The organism is Protofrankia sp. Cj5 (assembly GCF_917627405.1).
Taxonomy (GTDB): Bacteria; Actinomycetota; Actinomycetes; order Frankiales; family Frankiaceae; genus Protofrankia.
Genome location: NZ_CAKJTO010000017.1, coordinates 38,219 through 56,553 on the forward strand (window position 1 = coordinate 38,219; position 18,335 = coordinate 56,553).

Annotated in this window: 16 protein-coding genes and 1 pseudogene; 6 read left to right on the forward strand and 11 right to left on the reverse strand. The window is 71.5% G+C overall.

The window, feature by feature from the left end; translation table 11 throughout:
• Positions 1 to 56 precede the first annotated feature (56 nt).
• Positions 57 to 335 (reverse strand): hypothetical protein, encoded by a 279-nt coding sequence (locus MJ777_RS06125; RefSeq protein WP_239308134.1) that lies wholly within the window; start codon positions 333 to 335, stop codon positions 57 to 59.
• A gap of 441 nt (positions 336 to 776) precedes the next feature.
• On the opposite strand from MJ777_RS06125, the gene MJ777_RS06130 reads away from it, so the two are divergent.
• The 4 genes from MJ777_RS06130 (at position 777) to MJ777_RS06145 (ending at position 5,171) form a co-directional block, all read left to right on the forward strand.
• The gene (locus tag MJ777_RS06130; RefSeq protein ID WP_239345940.1) at positions 777 to 1,352 is read left to right on the forward strand and encodes a TetR/AcrR family transcriptional regulator; all 576 of its coding nucleotides are present in this window, start codon (positions 777 to 779) and stop codon (positions 1,350 to 1,352) included.
• A 112-nt stretch (positions 1,353 to 1,464) separates the two neighbouring features.
• A complete protein-coding gene (cofD, locus tag MJ777_RS06135; RefSeq protein WP_239373980.1) occupies positions 1,465 to 2,484 on the forward strand; it encodes a 2-phospho-L-lactate transferase in 1,020 nt (339 codons plus the stop codon).
• Positions 2,477 to 3,790, forward strand: a complete 1,314-nt coding sequence (locus MJ777_RS06140; RefSeq protein WP_239373983.1) for a coenzyme F420-0:L-glutamate ligase — start codon at positions 2,477 to 2,479, stop codon at positions 3,788 to 3,790. The genes cofD and MJ777_RS06140 overlap by 8 nt, the downstream gene beginning before the upstream one ends.
• A 349-nt stretch (positions 3,791 to 4,139) precedes the next feature.
• Positions 4,140 to 5,171 (forward strand): Rpn family recombination-promoting nuclease/putative transposase, encoded by a 1,032-nt coding sequence (locus tag MJ777_RS06145; RefSeq protein ID WP_239373986.1) that lies wholly within the window; start codon positions 4,140 to 4,142, stop codon positions 5,169 to 5,171.
• A gap of 36 nt (positions 5,172 to 5,207) precedes the next feature.
• Here MJ777_RS06145 and MJ777_RS06150 read toward each other — a convergent pair whose 3' ends face one another.
• From MJ777_RS06150 to MJ777_RS06160, 3 genes and pseudogenes are all read right to left on the reverse strand, one after another.
• Positions 5,208 to 5,555 (reverse strand): hypothetical protein, encoded by a 348-nt coding sequence (locus MJ777_RS06150; RefSeq protein WP_239373988.1) that lies wholly within the window; start codon positions 5,553 to 5,555, stop codon positions 5,208 to 5,210.
• Positions 5,556 to 5,559: 4 nt separating this feature from the next.
• Positions 5,560 to 5,622, reverse strand: a pseudogene (locus tag MJ777_RS23020) (hypothetical protein); the annotation flags it as partial.
• 11 nt (positions 5,623 to 5,633) lie between these two features.
• Complete coding sequence (locus tag MJ777_RS06160; protein ID WP_239345935.1) at positions 5,634 to 5,975, reverse strand: hypothetical protein; 342 nt, start codon at positions 5,973 to 5,975, stop codon at positions 5,634 to 5,636.
• A gap of 250 nt (positions 5,976 to 6,225) precedes the next feature.
• On the opposite strand from MJ777_RS06160, the gene MJ777_RS06165 reads away from it, so the two are divergent.
• Entirely contained in the window at positions 6,226 to 7,068 is an 843-nt protein-coding gene (locus MJ777_RS06165; protein WP_239312075.1) for a DUF3105 domain-containing protein, read from the forward strand.
• Positions 7,069 to 7,165: 97 nt separating this feature from the next.
• Here the strand turns inward: MJ777_RS06165 and MJ777_RS06170 are convergent, their stop codons facing one another.
• Positions 7,166 to 8,239: a sugar phosphate nucleotidyltransferase gene (locus tag MJ777_RS06170; RefSeq protein ID WP_239312073.1), complete on the reverse strand. Its 1,074-nt coding sequence runs from the start codon at positions 8,237 to 8,239 to the stop codon at positions 7,166 to 7,168.
• A gap of 141 nt (positions 8,240 to 8,380) precedes the next feature.
• Here MJ777_RS06170 and MJ777_RS06175 point away from each other — a divergent pair, with 141 nt between their 5' ends.
• Positions 8,381 to 11,731 (forward strand): NAD-glutamate dehydrogenase domain-containing protein, encoded by a 3,351-nt coding sequence (locus MJ777_RS06175; RefSeq protein WP_239373991.1) that lies wholly within the window; start codon positions 8,381 to 8,383, stop codon positions 11,729 to 11,731.
• Positions 11,732 to 11,837: 106 nt separating this feature from the next.
• Here the strand turns inward: MJ777_RS06175 and MJ777_RS06180 are convergent, their stop codons facing one another.
• The 6 genes from MJ777_RS06180 to MJ777_RS06205 form a co-directional block, all read right to left on the reverse strand.
• Positions 11,838 to 12,743 carry a glycosyltransferase family 2 protein gene (locus MJ777_RS06180; protein WP_239374018.1) on the reverse strand — a complete coding sequence of 302 codons (906 nt, stop codon included), beginning with the start codon at positions 12,741 to 12,743 and terminating at the stop codon, positions 11,838 to 11,840.
• A gap of 240 nt (positions 12,744 to 12,983) precedes the next feature.
• A complete protein-coding gene (locus MJ777_RS06185; protein ID WP_239312062.1) occupies positions 12,984 to 14,114 on the reverse strand; it encodes a glycosyltransferase family 1 protein in 1,131 nt (376 codons plus the stop codon).
• Between the two features lie 164 nt (positions 14,115 to 14,278).
• Positions 14,279 to 15,433, reverse strand: a complete 1,155-nt coding sequence (locus MJ777_RS06190) for a glycosyltransferase family 1 protein (protein ID WP_239374009.1) — start codon at positions 15,431 to 15,433, stop codon at positions 14,279 to 14,281.
• A 174-nt stretch (positions 15,434 to 15,607) separates the two neighbouring features.
• Positions 15,608 to 16,804, reverse strand: coding sequence for an ABC transporter permease (locus tag MJ777_RS06195; protein ID WP_239374012.1), 1,197 nt, complete (start codon positions 16,802 to 16,804; stop codon positions 15,608 to 15,610).
• Positions 16,804 to 17,445, reverse strand: a complete 642-nt coding sequence (locus MJ777_RS06200) for an ABC transporter ATP-binding protein (protein ID WP_255720375.1) — start codon at positions 17,443 to 17,445, stop codon at positions 16,804 to 16,806. The genes MJ777_RS06195 and MJ777_RS06200 overlap by 1 nt, the downstream gene beginning before the upstream one ends.
• Before the next feature lie 20 nt (positions 17,446 to 17,465).
• On the reverse strand, positions 17,466 to 18,335 hold an 870-nt coding region (locus tag MJ777_RS06205), incomplete at its 5' end, for a peptidoglycan-binding protein (protein WP_239374015.1).

Consider the following 18,335-nt stretch of genomic DNA (forward strand, 5'->3'; position numbering starts at 1 on the left):
CCGCCCAACGATCGGCGACCGAACGACCTGCCCGCGGTCGCCGCCAGGTCGGCCGATCATCCCGACCGGCCCGGACACGACGGACTGACGCTGCGGAACCGACCAACGACACCGAGGGTGTGGTACATCCGGCAGCGGGCCGCGAGCTGGTCGCAGCGCTCCGCGGCGGCGTCGCGCTGTGTCGGCGAACGACCTGCCCACTGGCGCAGCTGAGACCGCCGGGCAGCCTCCACCTGCGGGTGGCGCGCGCCAGCCAGGGCCCGGGCCAGTGTGGCGGTGAGGGCGTCGAGAGTGTGCCTCATCGCGATCGGCGGCCTCTTCGTGATCTCAGGCATGGACCGTCCTTCCGCTGTTCCAGCGCTGGGTGCGAGATGTTCGCAGCCGCGGCGGGCAGCAGGCCGGACGTGCAGGTCGCCTGGCAGACCACCCGCTGCTCCAGTGCGCTGGTCCGCTACGCGGATCGGCGCATGCCATCAGTCTCACCACGCTCTCGAAGCAAAATCAAGAGATAGAACTCAAAAAGATCATCAGCTGCTTTCGGTGAAAGCAGCTGATGAACATTCCGATTCGGGATCGCGCACCCGACGCATCCACCGTCGATCCACCGCCGCGGGCCGAGGCCATCCGATGGCATCCATCGAGCACCTCGCGGCGGGGCCTGATGGCCCACTGGCAGCGCGGAAAAATATGATCATGCCGGCTTCGGCCCCGGTCAATGTGACCGGACGGCCCGGCGTCCCGCGACCCGCGGGACGCCGGGCCGTTAAACTGATCAGGTGCCGCGTAACCGCCAGGAGGTTCCGCGCGAGGAGCGGATTGACGCGCTGCTGGCCGTCGCTGAACAGCAGTTCCTCGCCCGGGGCTTCGCCGCCACATCCATTGCCGAAATCGCGCGAGCCGCGGGCATCGAGCCAGGGTCCGTCTACTGGTACTTCCGATCAAAAGACCATGCGTTCGCCGCGGTTCTCAACCGGCTCCTCGACGGTGAGGTCGACCGGATCGACACGTTCGCCGGTGATCCGGCCCAGAAGCTGTTCGCCGCCCTCGACTCGGTCGAACGCCGGCGGTCCCTGCACCCATGTGTGGCCGAGCGAGCACCACACTCACCCACAGTCATGGAGTACCACGAACGCCTGCATGCCTGGCTCCACGACCTGGCCCTGGCGACAGTCGCGGACCGGGTGACCGAGCCCGATCGGGAAATCGCCGCGGACGCGGTCGTGGCCACCATCGAGGGCGGCCTGGCCAACCCGGCTCCCGCACGGCCGACCAGCAGCCTCGTACGCTATCTGCTTGCGTCGTTCACAACCCGCCAGCCGCAGGCGCGGACGGGCACGGCCCTCTCCCCCTGAGACATCCGACCACGGCGGGTGCCGTCGAGGAAGCTCGTCCCGCCGGGGCTACGGTCAGGACACCGCGCGGACGGGAGCGACCGGTGACAGGACGGCGGGACGTGGGTATCGGATGAAGATCACAACTCTTGCGGGTGGCATCGGCGCAGCCCGCTTCCTGACCGGAGTGAAGGCCGTGTTGCCGGATGCCGAAATCACGGTGATCGGCAATACCGGCGACGACATCACCCTGCACGGCCTGCGGATCTGTCCTGATCTCGACACCGTCATGTACACGCTCGGCGGCGGCGTCTCCCCCGAGCGTGGCTGGGGCCGCCATGGCGAGACATTCACTGTGGCCGAGGAGCTGGCGGCCTACGGGGCAGGTCCCACCTGGTTCGGGCTCGGCGACCGCGACCTCGCCACGCATCTCGTGCGCACCCGGATGCTCGCCGCCGGCTACCCGCTCACCGACGTCACAGCCGCGCTCTGCGACCGGTGGAAACCCGGGGTATGCCTGCTGCCGATGAGCGATGAACGGGTCGAGACGCACGTCGTCGTGATGACCGACGCAGGCCGCCGGGCCGTGCATTTTCAGGAGTGGTGGCTGCGGATGCGTGCCGCCACACCAGCCATAGAGATCGTTTCGATAGGCGCCGAGGCCGCACGACCCGCGCCCGGCGTGCTCGACGCGCTTGCCAACGCCGATGTCGTGCTCCTCCCGCCGTCGAATCCGGTGGTGTCCATCGGGTCGATCCTCGCCGTGCCCGGGATACGCGCGGCGCTGGCACAGACGCCCGCTCCAGTCGTGGGCGTGTCGCCGATCATCGGCGGCGCGCCCGTCCGCGGCATGGCGGACGCCTGCCTCACCGCGATCGGTGTGGCGACCAGTGCGGGCGCGGTAGGCACCCACTACGGTGCCCGTCACCACACCGCCCAGCGCGGCACAACCACTGACAGCGCAACCGCTGACAGCACGACCGTCCGCGACCCGGTTACCCGGGACGGAATTCTCGATGGCTGGCTGGTTGACACCGCCGACACCGGTACCGAGGTGCCCGGAGTCACCGTGCGGGCCCGGCCGCTGCTGATGACCGACGTCGCGGCGACCGCCGAGATCGTGCGCGCGGCCCTGGAACTCGCCGGTGTCTGACACCCTGGAGATCATCGCCATATCGGGCATCGGCGAGGTGCGCACCGGTGACGACCTCGCCGCGCTCATCGTGACCGCGCTGGCCACCGGTGGCCTCCAGCCGCGCGACGGCGATGTCCTCGTCGTCACCTCAAAAATCGTCTCCAAGGCGGAAGGACGGCTGCTGCGCGTCGACGGCGACCGGGAGACGGCCCGGCTGGCCGCCGTCGAGGCCGAGACCGTCCGCGAGGTGGCCCGGCGCGGGCCGACCCGAATCGTGGAGACCCGGCAGGGATTCGTCATCGCCAGCGCCGGGGTGGACGCGTCCAATGTGATCAAAAACGAGATAGCCCTGCTGCCGGTCGACGCGGACGCAAGCGCTCGGGCGCTGGCGGCCGGGCTGCGCGACCGCCTGGGCGTACGGGTCGCTGTCATCATCAGCGACACCGCCGGCCGGCCGTGGCGGGCCGGCCTGACCGACCACGCGATCGGCGTCGCGGGCATGGCCGCGCTGCGCAGCCATATCGGCGATGTCGACCCGTACGGCAACGAACTGGGCATGACCGAGATCGCCGAAGCGGACGAGCTGGCCGCCGCCGCCGACCTGGTCAAGGGGAAACTGACCGGCGTGCCGGTGGCGCTGGTGCGCGGGCTGCGCCCGCTCGCCGACGACGGCCGAGGGGCCCGGGCGCTGGTACGCCCCGCGGCCGAGGACATGTTCCGGCTCGGCACCGCTGAAGCCCAGCGGGCTGCGGTCACCGCCCGGCGGACCATCCGGGAGTTCAGCGACCGGCCGGTGGATCCGGCCGCCATCGAGCGTGCCTTCGCGGCGGCGCTGACGGCACCCGCGCCGCACCACACCACACCGTGGCGGTTCGTGGTCGTGACCGAAGCCCGCGACCAGCTGCTCGACGCGATGGCCACGGCGTGGGCAGCGGACCTGGTCGCCGACGGCTTCGGCGAGGCGGCGGTCGCGCGCCGGCTCGCCCGTGGGAACGTGCTGCGCCGGGCACCCGTGCTCGTCGTCCCCTGCCTGGCCGCCGACGGCGCCCACGCCTACCCGGATGGCCGGCGGGCCGCCGCCGAGGAGCGGATGTTCCTGGTCGCGATGGGGGCCGGCGTGCAGAACATGCTGATCTGCCTGGCCGCGGACGGCCTGGGATCATGCTGGGTGTCGAGCACCTTGTTCTGCCCGAAGGTGGTCCGCGCCGTCCTGCGGCTGCCGGATGAGTGGCAGCCCATGGGCGCCGTGGGCATCGGGCATCCGGCGCAGGCACCTGCCGACCGCCCGGCGCGGGATGTCGCGGCCTTCGTCGTCGCCCGGTAGAGCCGTCCGCGGTAGAGGCGTCCCTCGGGGAGGCTCGGACAGCATCCACGCAGAACCAGGCCAAAGCGAGCCTGGTTGTGTCGGCCCTCGTACCTGCCCTTATCACGCCCGGTGACGGATCCCGGCCGGTAGCGGCGCGGGCGCTGACCGGGGGCGGTGCCTGATGGCCGCGGATGGCGCCGCCGTGATGGACGCTCCGGCTGGGGTGCGGCCGGCGGCAGGAAGTGACGTGGCGGTCACCATCATCAGGGCCACCCATCGGCAATACACGCGGAGACGACAAAAGCGGCCACTGCCATGTTGCGTGGCGGCAGGCTGGTGCGTCGGTGGGTGTCGGTACGGTGCGGTCATGTCGAATCCGTCCACACCTCATGACGCGGTGTTCCGCCGGATTTTAGGGACGCCGTCGAACGCGGCGTCCCAGGTGCGGGCGGTACTGCCACCAGGGCTGGTGGCCCGGCTTGACCTGGACAAGCTGGCGCTCGTGCCCGGGAGCCTGGTGGATGCCACGCTGCGGTGGCGGCATACCGATCTGTTGTTCACCGCGCCGCTGGACGGCCGGGAGGCGTTCGTCTACGTACTGATCGAGCACCAGAGCGGCAACGACCCGGTGATGGCGTTCCGGATGCTGCGCTATGTCGTGCGGATCTGGGACCGCTACCTGGCCGATCATCCCCGGGCGAGCCGGCTGCCCGCGGTGATCCCGCTGGTCGTGCACCACAACGACCGTGCCTGGACCGCACCGGTGGAGGTAGCCGACCTGGTCGACCTGGACGTGGAGCTGATCGAGGCGTGGCGGGAGTATCTGCCCCGGTTCCGGTTTCTTCTCGATGATCTGGTCGGGGTTGATGCGCGGGCGCTGCGGGAGCGGCCGTTGACGGCGTCGGTGCGGTTGACGCTGCTCCTTTTGAAGATCGCTCCGGGGAATCCGTGGCTGGTGAAGGAGCTGGGGCCGTGGGCGGATGAGTTGCGGGCGGTTCTGGATGGTCCTGATGGTAGGGAGGAGTTCGCTGCTCTCCTGCGTTACATTGAGCTGGTCGGGGAGGCAGAGATCCGTGATCAGCTGCATGATTTGATTACCGCTCTTGGTTCTGACGCGGAGGAGGCCTACATGACCATCGCCGAGCAGCTCCGTGCCGAAGGCCGTGTCGAGGGGCGTGTCGAAGGCCGGGTCGAAGGCCGCGCCGAGGGCCGTGTCGAAGGCCGGGTCGAAGGCCGCGCCGAGGGCCGTGTCGAGACCCTCGTCCAGCAGCTGACGCTCAAGTTCGGCCCGCTTCCCGAGACGCTGCTCACCACCGTGCGTAACGCCTCCGCTGACCAGCTGCGGACCTGGACCGTCCGCGTTCTGACCGCCGACACCCTCGACCAGCTCTTCGGCTAGCCCCAATGCCGTGAAGTTTGGCGGGGGTGGTCTCTGTCAAGGTGCTGGGGCGAGGATGTCAACGCTGACGGTGGCTTTGTAGCTGGGTCCGTGAAGCCGGCCCTTGGCAGTGCTGGCGGCATAGTTGGAGATCGCGCGTTTGACGACACGGGGGCTGATACGCAGGCGCCGGTCGGGGAGCAGATCAGCCAGGACCGCGCGGCCGATAACGCCAACGAGGTCGACGGTCTCGCCGTCGATCACGCCGGCGGCCTTGATGACCTGGTCACGGGCGGTCTGCAGGGCGGTGGTGAAGCTGCCGCGGTCGGGGTCGAGGGCCGGGTCGCTCAGGGCGGCGTCGGCGATCGCGTCCGCGGATCCCGACCCGGCAGCCCTCGGCCGCAAGGCGGGACGCGATCGCCCGGCCGATGCCGCGGGAACCACCGGCGACGAACGCGACCTTACCGCTCAGATGAAGATCTACTAGAGGATGTCCGCCTGTCGATCATGTGCCGCTGAACCGGCGCCGGGGTTGGAAGGGGCCCGCTGCGTGCCGCGGACCGTGCGGGACAGGTTCGTCTGGCGCTCGTACAGGTCGCGGACGGCCGACAGCTCCTGGTAGGGGCGCAGCTCCCGAACGACCTCACCAGTGCGGCGAACGATCAGATCCACCGGGCGTTCGGTCGCGCAGATCTCCAGCGCCTCGACGGTCACGGCGCACGCCCCGTCCGGTTCCTTCTGTCGCACCGCGGCGAGCGCGAGGTCGACCCGGGCCAGGGCCCGCGCGACCGGCCAGTTCGCCGCCGCCGCGTCGTACAACGTCACCGCCTGCTGGGCGAAGGTTCGCGCCTTCTCGGACTTGGAGAGCGCTGTGTAGGCCGTGCCGGCGTAGAACGGCAGGTAGGGGTAGTCGAAGGAATCGATGCTCTCCGCGTTGCTTTAGAGGATCTTCGGGCGCGGCTGGGTGTTCGCCAGTCGAGTGATCAGAAACTGAGGTCCGTACGCCCCCCGGTGGGGCCTACCAGGACGGACGAGCCGGGTGGATGCCGGCCGGCCCTCCGTAGGATCGTGCGCTGTGGGAAAAAAGAGTGCGGAACGCAACGCGAGGCTCGACACGCTCCGGCGCGAACAGCGGCGCCAGGAGCGCCGACGTTCCTTTCTGATCTACGGAATCGGTGGCCTGGCCGCATTGACGCTACTGGCCGGCATCATCGTGTACGCGCTGCTGGACAACCGGGCGAAGGACCAGAGCCGCTCGGTCGGTTACGTCACCAGGGCGAGCACGGCCGCGACCGCGGCCGGATGCACCGGCGTCGTCAACGACGCCTCCCACGGCAGCACCCACGTCGCGGCCAACCAGACCGTCGACTACACCGTCGCGCCGCCGTCATCGGGTAACCACGATTCCAGCCCGCTGCCGGACGCCTACCGTTTTTACGAGCGCATTCCCAACCTGCGGATCGAGCGTGCCGTCCACAACCTGGAACACGGCTTCGTCATCGGCTGGTACGACGCGAAACTCCCCGACGACCAGGTGACCGCGCTGCGCGCCGCCGCGGAGTCGGCCGGTGACCGGTTCATCGCCGTCCCCTGGGAACGCGGCGAGTTCACCGAGAACAAGCACTTCGTACTGACCGCCTGGGACCGGACCCAGCGGTGCGCGGTCGTGTCCGAGGCGGCCATCAAGGAGTTCGTGGGGACCTATGCCAACCCCAGCCCGGCCGGTGCGGTGTGGGACTCCCCCACCGCACCCGAGTCCGGTGCGGCCGGTGGCCCGCTCGACCTGAGCCCAACCATCGCCGGCAGCGCGCGGCAGCCCACCGGACCGGGTCCCGGGACCACCGCGCCCAGCTCAGCAGGCACGCCTGCCTCAGCAGGCACGCCCACGCCAGCGGACACGGCCGCCGCGACGCGGTGACGCGGCGCTGACGCGGGCGCTGTTGTCGGGTCACCAGCGCTGAGCGGAACGCGACCGGGGTGCCGGGCTGGAGCGGGCGGGCGCCGCCTCACCGCGCTCACGCGCGGTCCGAACTGAAGCGGATGCTGCCCGCCCCCAGAACGGCACCGGGGAACACCCGGACGCCAGCCCGCAGCTCGTTGCCGGGCTCGATCCGCGCGCCGTCACCCACGATGACCCCGTCAAGTGACACCCGCGCGCCGATGACCGCGCCAGCGCCCACCACCGACCCGCGCACCACAGCACCCTCACCGATGACCGCTCCGTCGAAGAGCACCGCACCGTCCACCGTGGCGCCGGCACCGACCGTCGTGCCAGCGCCCACCACCGCGCCACCACTGATCTTGGCGTCCCCGGCGACGGAGGCACCCGGCAACAGCAGCTGATCACCGACCGGTCCCGGCAGCGCGGAGGAGGCGATCCGCCCCGTCACCAGGTCCCGCGACCCCTGGATGAACGCGTCCGGAGTGCCCAGATCGAGCCAGTAGGTGCTGTCGACATAACCGGCCACGAGAACGCCGGACGCCAGCAGTCCTGGAAAGGTCTCCCGCTCGACCGAGACCGGCCGGCCGGCCGGAATGCCGTCGATCACGGACCGCCGGAAGACGTAGCAGCCGGCATTGATCCGGTTGGTCGGCGGGTCGGGTGTCTTCTCCAGGAACTGGGTGACCCGGCCGTCGGCGTCGGTGGGGACCACGCCGAACGCGCGCGGGTCACCAACCTCGGTCAGGTGCAGGGTGACGGCCGCGTCGGTGTCCCGGTGACGGCGCACCAGCGCGACGATGTCCAGGCCGGACAGGATGTCGCCGTTGAAGACGACCACCGGCTCGCCCGGCGCGGCGCGCAGCCGCGACACGACGTTACGGATCGCGCCGCCCGTTCCCAGCGGCTCGGCCTCGGTGACGTACTCCAGTTCCAGACCATGCGCGGAGCCGTCGCCGAAGTACTCTTCGAATACTTCGGCCCGGTACGCGGTGGCGAGGACAACGCGGGTGATCCCGGCATCGCGCGCGCGGGCGAGCATGTGGGCGGTCACCGGAACGCCGGCGACCGGAAGCATCGGTTTCGGTGCTGACATCGTCAGTGGGCGCAGGCGACTACCCTGTCCCCCGACCAGCATCACAGCGTCCATAGAGCGTGAGTGTCCCAGAGGCCCCGCGCCCCGACGCACGATGTTGGGGCACTGCGGTGACGTCGGGTCGCGGACACCCGCTCACCAGCCCGGACGGCCCGCCGGAATGCGCGGACGGGCCGCACTGGCGATGCTGAAGACGTGGTGCGCCAGTGGCCCGCCGACTATCGGGTCTCCTCCAGCAACGTCCGGCCGGGCGCCGAGACGGCCATGGCCGCGCTTGCCGACGGCAGAGAACCGGGCTTCGCCGCCGCCCGCACCGACGGCAGCGGTCCCGCCACGCTCACGGTGTGGCTCGCCTGGCACGGCGACGGGCCGCCCATAGCCGACGTCATACCGGTGCTGACCAACCTCGGCCTGCGCGCGACAACCCATCGCAGCCTGCCGAAGCAACCGGACCCGCTTGGCGGCACAGCCAGCCTCGACGAATACCACGTGCGCACCACACCGGAGCTCGCCGATGCCGCCATCAAGCAGATGGACGGCCTGCGCGGCATCCTGGCGGGCCTCGCGCGCGGGGACATCGACAGCGACAGCCTCGACGCGCTCGTCCTCACCGCTGGCCTCACCGCCCGGGAGGTGGCGTTGCTGCGGGCCATGTTCCGTTACCTGCGCCTCGCCGGGACGTCGTTGGGCACCCGCTACGCCCACCGGATCCTGACCGCCCACCCGTCCTACGCGCACGATCTCGTCGCGCTGTTCCATGCCCGGCTGGACCCGCTGCGGGCAAGCCCCGCGCACGGCAGCCGGCTGCACGCCCGGCTGGAGGCCGCGCTGGCGTGGGTGACCAGCATCAACGACGACACAGTCCTGCGCCGGCTGCGCGACCTCGTCCTCGCGGTTGTGCGGACGACGTTCTACCCACCGGCGGCGTCTCCCGGCTCCGGCCGCCGTCCCGAGCCCGAGGCACTCACGGTGGACGCGCCGGACACGCTCGCCATCAAGATCATGTCAGCGGGGCTGCCCTGGCTGCCGCCGCCGGTCCCCGAGGCGGAGACCTTCGTCAGTTCCGGGCGGTTCGACGCGCTGCATCTTCGCGGGGCGCGGCTGGCCCGGGGCGGCATCCGGTGGTCCGACCGCCAGGAGGACCTGCGCACCGAGATTCTCGGCCTGATGAAGTCCCAGCGGGTCAAGAACGCCATCATCGTGCCGGACGGCGCCAAGGGCGGCTTCGTCCTGCGGCGTCCACCGGCGGACCCCCACGAGCTGGCCGCGCTGGCCAGGTCCTGTTACGCGGAGTTCATGCGGGCGCTGTTGGCGCTCGTGGACGACCGGGTCGGCGGTGTCACCGTCCGCAGGCCTGGCCTGGTCAGCCGGGACGAGCCGGACAGCTACCTGGTGGTCGCGGCGGACAAGGGCACCGCACGCTTCTCCGACCTCGCCAACGAGGTGGCGGCGTCGAGCGGCTACTGGCTCGGCGACGCCTTCGCCTCGGGTGGCCGCAGCGGGTACGACCACAAGGCGCTGGGCATCACCGCCCGGGGTGCCTGGGAATCCGTCCGCCGTCACTTCGCCGAGCTGGGCGTGGACGCCGACCGCGAACCGCTCACCGTCGTCGGCATCGGTGACATGTCCGGGGACGTCTTCGGTAACGGCATGCTCCTCTCCCGCTACATCCGGCTGGTCGCCGCGTTCGATCATCGACACATATTTCTGGACCCCGCCCCCGACCCGGCCCGCTCATTCACCGAGCGCGAACGCCTCGCGGCGCTGCCCGGGAGCAGCTGGGACGACTACGACCGGTCGGTGCTGTCGGCCGGCGGTGGCGTGTTCGCGCTGTCGGCCAAACAGATCGCGCTGACCGAACAGGTACGGGAGCTGCTGGGGGTCGGCGACGACGCGCTGCCCGCCGACGCCCTGGTCCGGGCGGTGCTGCGGGCACCGGTCGACCTGCTGTGGAACGGCGGTGTCGGCACCTGGGTCAAGGCAAGCACGCAGGAACACGGCGCGGTCGGGGACAAGGCCCGGGACGGGATGCGAGTCAACGCGACCGAGCTGCGCGCCCGGGTCGTGGCCGAGGGCGGGAACCTCGGCCTCACCGACGCCGCCCGGGTCGAGTTCACCATGCACGGCGGACGCTGCAACACCGACTTCGTGGACAACTCCGCCGGAGTGAACTGCTCCGATCGGGAGGTCAACATCAAGATTGGCCTTGACCTGGCCATCAACAAGGGAGCGATCGACCGGGCCGATCGCGAGCGGCTGCTGGTGTCGGCCACCGGTGACGTCACGCGAGCGGTCCTGACCGACTCCGCCCGCCAGGCCCTGGCGCTGAGCGCGGCCGAACGGCATGCCATGTCCATGGCGGACGGGCTGTCGCGGTTCATCAGCCATCTGGTGGAGACCGGCGAGATCGACCCGGATGTGGAGAGCCTGCCAGACGCCGAGGAGCTCGACGCCCGGCTTGCGGCGGGACGCACCTACACCCGACCGGAGATCGCCGTCCTGCACGCCTACGCCAAGCGGATGGTCGCCCGGTCGCTGCTGGCGTCGAGCCTGCCCGACGAGCCGGTCGGCGGGCCCACCCTGGACACCTACCTGCCGGCGTCACTGCGGGAGCTGCTGCGGGAGCACTTCGGCCGGCACCCTCTGCGGCGGGAGATCATAGCCTCCCAGCTCGCCAACTCGGTCATCGACCGGGTCGGCGCAGGCTTCCTCCACCGGCTGCGTGAACTGACCGGCGCGGACACCGTCCAGGGCACCCGGGCCTTCGTCATCACCCGGGAGCTGCTCGGCCTGACCGACATCTGGGCGGCCATGGACACCCACTGCCTCGGAGACGGCGGCAGCCGGGCACGCCCGGCCGTGGGCTCCACCGATCCCACCGCCGAGGCGCTGCTGCACTGCCACTTCGTCCAGGAGGAATCCGCGCTGTGGCTGCTGCGGGCCCGCCGGTCGCCGCTGGACATCGCGGCGGAGATCACCCGATACGCCGACGGGATGCGGGAGGTGACGGCGGCCCTGCCATCGGTGCTCGCCACGGCCGGGTCCGATCAGGAGCTGGCCGGCATCCTGCGGCTGGCCGAACAGCTCTACGAGCGTGGCCTGCCCGCGCGCCTCGCCGAGCGCGTCGCGTGGCTCGACGCGATGAGCCCGGCGCTCGACATCGTCGACATCGCCCTGCGCAACGACCTGGAACCAAGTGACGTGCTGCACGCCTACACGGCCATCGGGACACGGCTCGGCCTGGGACGCCTGGGCCTCGCGCACCTCATCGGCCGGGGCGCGCAGCTGCCGGGCCAGTCGTACTGGGAGCACATCGCCGCGGCGACCCTGCGGGCGGACGTCGCCCGTGCCCGGTCGGCGCTGACCGAGGCGGCCATGGCCACGCCCGAGTTCGACCTGGACGCGGCCATCGACAGAATCGCGACCGGGGCACGGGCCGACCGGGTCCGCGCCGTCGTCGACGATGTGGCCGCGGCGCCGCGTCTGTCCAGCGCCATGATCTCCGTCGTGGCCGGCCGGCTGAGCGAGCTGATCCCGCGACAGTGATCCACAGCACGGCGGCCTGTCAGCGTCCCCCTGCCAGTCCCCAGCGGACGGCGGCCCGCCCGATCCTCGCGGTCGTTCTCGGCCGCGCTCTCAGCCGTCCGCGCTCTCAGTGGCCCGCGCTGGGGCGGCGGCTGGCCGGCAGCTCGGCAGCGGACCGGGTCACCCGGGCTCCCGCGCTGTCGTCCGCGAGCGCGAGCGCGAGGAGCAGCCGCAGCCCCAGGCCCACCCCGATAGCGAGCCGCAACGGCAGGTAACGCCGCGACGGGTACTGCCGGGACAGGTAGCGGAGCATGCTGCGATGATGCGCGATCACCATCCGTCGCGAGGTGCGCTTCGTGGAATGACCGCCCAGATGCTCGACGACGGCGGTGGGGACGTAGACCAGCTGCCAGCCGAGCAGGCCGAGGCGGCGGCCCAGATCCACATCCTCCATGAACATGAAGTACGCCTCGTCGAAGCCGTCGACCGCCTCGAACGCCTGCCGCCGCAGCAGCTGGCACGACCCCGACAGCCAGCCGGCGGTCGTCTCGACCGGGGTGGCCCGGTCCCGGCGGTAGGCCGTCGTCCACGGGTTCGCCGGCCAGCACCAGCCGAGCAGGGCGTGGCCGATCCCGCGCCCCAGCGAGGGAAGCTCGCGGGCGGACGGGTAGAGCACACCTCCCGGGTTCGTGATCGCCGGACCGAAGGCCCCCGCTCCCGGCCAGCGGCCCGACGCGTCCAGAAGCTCATCGAGCGATCCAGGCGTGAACGCGATGTCGGCGTTGGCCACCACCAGCCACGGCGCACCGGCACCGGCCGCACCCCGGTTGGCCGCGCTGCCGTACCCGAGGTTGCTCCCAGCGCGCACCAGCCGGACCTCGCCGCGCTCGGCCACCCTGGCCGTGCCCTCATCCAGCACCGGCGAGTTGTCCACGACAACCACCTCGTAGGACCTTGCCGTGGCCTTGGTCAGGGAGTCCATGAACGGACCGAGCACCTCACCGGAGTGGTAGCCCACGACCACGACACGAATCTCCGGTTCGGTGGCGGCAGGCTCCGGCCGCTCGCCCCGCTGATCGTGTGAACGTGCCGAAGCTGCCGCGTCCCGCACGTTCACCAGCCCGCCTTCATCATCCCCGCCCGCCCACCCTGTGTATGTGAGAACGTTCCGCTCGGGCCAGGATGCCATCGGCGTTCCCGGGCCAGGCATCGGGGTCGGGCATCGGGGCAGGCTGTGCGGGCCCTGGCCGGCCGGCCGGCCAGGGCCGCCTGGTCAGGTGTCAGCGGCTGCCCGCGCGTAGCTCGCCAGATGCGTCTCGGCGCTCGCCGCCCAGGTGAACTCCCTGGCGCGGGCGAGCCCGGCCCGCGCCAGCGCCCCGCGCCGCTGGGCGTCGTCGAGCAACGCGCCCATCTCGTGGGCGATCGAGTCGATGTCCGGCTGCGTGTAGGCGACCGCGTCGCCGCCCACCTCGGGCAGGGAGAGCCGCGGAGTCGTCAGTACCGGCGCGCCGCAGGCCATGGCCTCCAGCACGGGCAGCCCGAAACCCTCCCCATGGGACGGGTAGGCGACCAGCAACGCCCCGCCCAGGTAGCCGGGGAGGTCGGAGAAACGCAGGTAGCCCGGCCGGATGACCTTCAGGTGGGACGGCACCGAAGCGACCGCGGCATCCACGTCGTCGTCCCAGCCCGAGCCGCCGGCAAGCACCAGCGCGGGCGCGTCCGCACGCCCGTGGACAGCCTCGGCCCAGCCGCGGATCAGGTTCGGCACGTTCTTGCGGGGCTCGAGCATGCCGAGGAAAGCGACATACCGGCTGTCAGCCAGGCCGAGCCGGAGGCGGACGCGGCGCTTGTCCTCCTCCGTGGGCGGATGGAAGGTCGATGTGTCCACACCGTGGTAGGCGACGTCCGTCGCCGTCGAGTCACTGTCCAGGACCCGGATGAGCTCGTCCCGGGTGGCCTTGGACGGAACGATGATTCTCTTGGCCTTGCGGACGGCCGTGCGCATCGCCGAGCGGAAGAATGTCCCCTTCACGGCGGTGTGCATCTCCGCCTCCGTGAAGAAGGTGACGTCATGGATGGTCACGCACACGGGCTGGGAAGTACGCAGTGGCATAGTGTAATGCGGCGAATGGATGACCTGCGCCCCCACCTGGTGGGCGACCAGCGGCAGGCCGGTCTGCTCCCAGGCGAGACGGGCCGGCCGGTGGGCGATCGCGGCCGGCCCCGGCACCACGTCCGTGTGCGGGGCCAACCGGCCGTACCGTTCATAGTCGGACCGTTGGCAGACGAGAGCCAGGTCGGCGCCTGCCGCGTCCAGGGCAGCCACCAGCCCGTCGACATAGCGACCGACGCCGCCGCGATCGGCTGGAACCGCGGTTGCGTCGACGAGCACCCGGGGAGACACGGCGCTCCTTCCGACTGGCGGCATGTTTCTCACCGCTAGCTCCCTCAGGGCCTCCAGCCGCACGAAAGATCACGCCCGCACGGTCTTTGGCCTACTAGGTTCCTTAGGGCCACCGACAACGCTGGAAGATCCACGATTGCGCCATCTTCGGCCCGCTGGCAAGACTACGCCGGCCCCCGATCCTTGGTGGTCAAGGCCCGGGAGTCGGTAAGTTGACGGTAGAGGGACCAGACGGTCTCTGCCGCCCCATTCCAACTAAAAGCGGCTGCTCTCGCCCGTCCGGCCACAGCCAGCCCACGCCGCAGGCCGTCGTCCGCGACCACGGCGGCGGTCGCTTGGGCGAGCGCCGCCGGGTCCGCCACCGGCACGGTGACCACGGCGTCCCCACCGATCTCCGCGAAGGCGGGTATGTCGGAGACGACCGCGGGGACGCCATGGGCCATCGCCTCGAGGACCGGCAGCCCGAACCCCTCCGACCGGCTGGGCGCGAGCAGCGCCGTGGCCCGCGACAGGACGACGGCAAGGTCGGGGTCGTCAAGGCGCCCAAGCGGGTGCACCCGGCCGCTGTCGAGGCCCGCCCGCTGGGCTTCGGCCCGCAGGTCCAGCCCGCCCCAGCCCGGTGAACCGACGTGTACCAGCGGCAGGCCGGGCGCGGTGGGCTCGGCCAGCGCGGCCAGCGCGGTGTCCAGGCCCTTGCGCGGCTCGAGGGTGGCCAGGGTGAGCAGATACCCGCCGGTGGGCAGACCGAGCCGGGCCGCGCGAGCGTCCGCGTCCGCCGGGACGGTCCTGACCGCGTCGGCCACCCCCTCGCCGATGACGTGCAGCCGGTCGTCCGGGATCGCCAGATGTAGCTGGAGGTCGGCGGCGACGGCCCTGGTCGGCACGATCACGGCGTCGGCCCGGCGAGCCGCGCGCTCACCCATCTGCCGGTGCCACCGCGCCCCGTGCGGGGTCAGGGTGTGCGGATGGGTCCACGGCACCGCGTCGTGGATCGTGACCACGAGCCCCACCCCGTCCCGCCGGGGCGGGACGAGCAGCGTCGGGGCGTGCACCACGCCCACGCCGCTCGGTGCCGGCCCGTGGCCGCGCGGCCAGGCGGCGGCAAGCCCCCGCCGGGGCAGCGGTAACCGGATGGGACCGACCACACCCGGCACGGCCGCGCTGTCCGCTTCGAGGCTGCCCCGCCAGGCGCACCAGCTGATGACCACGTCACCCGGCCGCGCTGTCCGGGCGAGCGCGGCGGCGAGTTCCGCCGAGTACCGCCCGGTCCCACCCGGCACCGGTGCCAGCATCTGTTCAACAAGGAATCCGATCCGCACGGAACAGCATCCTTGCGCAGTGATCGCCGGCGTCAACCGGTATGGGTCCCGCCAGGGCGCGGAGCCGGTGTCCGGGCGCCGTCGCGGCGATGCGACGGGCCGTGGGCAGCCCGGCGGCGCTCCCGGCCGGGCACCCGCCCGGACCAACCGGAGGATCAACCGAAAAAGCTCCTGTCATGGCGTGGTCAGCGCGGCGACCGGAGTGAGGCGGGCGGCGCGGATGGCGGGATAGAGACCCGCGACCGCGCCGACCGGCAGCGTGACAAGCACGCCACCTAGCCAGGCGGCCAGCGGAATGACCACCGGCCAGTGCTGCGTGAGCGCGTACCCGCCCGTGGCGAGCACACCAATGATCACACCACCGACGCCGCCGAGGCCGGCCAACAGCAGCGATTCCATGAGGAACTGCAGGCGGATTTGTCCCCGGGTGGCACCGAGGGCCCGACGCAGGCCGATCTCACCACGCCGCTCCAGGACGGAAATGACCATGGTGTTGGCCACGCCGACCCCGCCGACCACGAGGGCTACCGCGCCGAGCCCGAGGAGGAGACCGTCGAGCGTGCGGTGGGTGACGCGCTGGGCGGCAAGCGCCTCGGAGGGACGGGAGACCCGGACCTCGTACGGGCTTTGCGGGTTCACGGTGGCTGGCAGCACCGAACGGACAGCCTCCACCTCGGGCGCCGCCGATCGGGTGTAGAGCGTCGTGGGGTGGCCGTTGAAGCCGAGAGCCGTCTGCGCGGCGGTCCATCCAACCAGGGCCGCGTTGTCCAGTTCGGGGGCGAGCGGGACGGGCTCGAGCACGCCGGCCAGGCCGAACCACTGGCCGCCCAGCCAGACCCGGGTGCCGGGCAGGTGGACCTGGAGTTCCCGCGCGGCTCGGGCGCCGAGGACGACAGCGGGGAGGATCGAGGTCGCGCGGCTGAACCAGCGCCCCTCGGCGACACCGCCGCCGACTGTGCCCAGCAGTCCCGGCTGGGCGGCCAGCACCGCGATGGCGCCGGTGTCGCCCACGTCGATGTGGTCGTTGCGGTAGACCGAGGCGTTGATCCGCCCGGTCGCCGACACCGAATACACCGGGGCTATCCGGGCCGTCATCCGCACCGACTCGGCCGGCAGCTCGGCTCCTTCCCCCAGCACGGTCTGGCCGGGCACGACGGTGAGCAGGTTGGTGCCGAGCTGGTCCAGCCGACGGTCCAGATCAGCGCGGCTGGACGACGAGACGCCGAGGACCGCGACCAGCGCCGCGATCCCGAGCGAGATGCCCAGGGTCGCGAGCCCCACCCGCAGCGGGCGGGAACGCAGGCCGGCGGAACCGGCCCGGAGCGTGTCGGCCAGGCCGAGGCGGGTGGCGGCGGGCAGGGCGCCGGCCATCAGACCACCTGCCCGTCACGAAGGCGCACCTGGCGTGGCAGCCGGTCAGCGATCTCCCGGTCGTGGGTGATGACCACGACGGTGGTGCCGGCCGTGTGAAGTTCATACAGGATGTCCAGCACAGCGGCGCCTGAGCCGGTGTCCAGGTTGCCGGTCGGCTCGTCCGTCAGCAGCAGCGCGGGGGCACCGACCACGGCGCGGGCGATAGCGACCCGCTGCCGCTCACCGCCGGAGAGCTCGTGCGGCCGGTGCCGGAGCCGGTGGCCGAGCCCGACGCGGTCCAGCGCCGTCTCGGCACGCCGGCGACGCTCGCGGATCGGGACGCCGGCGTAGAGCAGCCCGTCCGCCACGTTGTCCAGGCACGGCACACCGTCGGCGAGGTGGAAGTTCTGGAAGACGAAGCCGATGCGGCGCGCCCGCAGTGCGGACAGCCGGCGGTCGGGCAGGGCCGCCACATCGTGTCCGTCCAGGTACACGCTGCCGCTGGACGGCCGGTCGAGGGTACCCATGATATGGAGCATCGTCGACTTCCCGGAACCGGACCGGCCGACGACGGCCACCATCTCCCCGCTGTGAATAGTCAGATCGACGTTGCGGAGCGCGGCGACCCCGCCCGGGTACATCTTGGACACATCGCGCATCCGGACCACCGCAGCCGGGTTCACGCCGCTACCTTCACCGTCATACCGGCGTCGATGCCAGCGCCGCTGACCTCCACCTGGCCGTCCGCGAACAGCCCGGTCCGCACCGGCAGCACCCGGCTGTGGCCGCCGTCGACGATCTCCAGGGCATACCCTCCCTCGATCGGCGCGAGCACCGCGATGACCGGTACCGTCAGCACGTTCTCCCGCCGCTCCAGCACACGCCGCACCTTCACCGGCGCCCGGTCCAGCCCGTTGAGCGCGTCCTGGTTCGCGATGGTGACAGTGACCGCCACGGTGGCCTGCTGGGCACCGCCGCCGGCCGGGGCGTTCACATCGTCGCCGCTGGGCTGGGTGCTCACCTGCGTGCTGATGTCCGCCACCACGCCGGGTACGGCAGCCCCGGCCGGCGGCACGATGTCCACGGTGGCGCCCTTGACCGCCCACGCCGTGTTCTGCGCCGGGACCTGGGCGGTCACCACCTTGGTCGTGCCGGTGTAGGTGAGCAGCTGGCCGGTCGAGGCCGCGCCGAGCCGGGCCACCCGGCTGGCGACCCGGACCGGTCCGGGCAGGTAGATGACCGCGGCGACGTCCACCGTGCCGGTCTGCGGCCGGCCCAGGTCCCGCTGCCAGCGCTTGACCGCGGCCGCGGTCTCGGCGGTGTACCGCTGGTCGACCGTGAAGCCGGTGTACCCGAGTGCCTGTAGGTTGGTCTCGAACTGCCTGACATCGTTGCCGACCGTGTCGAGCGCGAGCGGGCGGTACATGGGCAGGTCGCCGATGAGCAGCACGACCGGCTGCTCATCGGCGCGCAGCAGGGCATGGCCCCGGTCCACCGTGTCACCGACGTTGGGCAGCCAGGTGAGCGTGCCGGCCGCCGTGGACTCAAA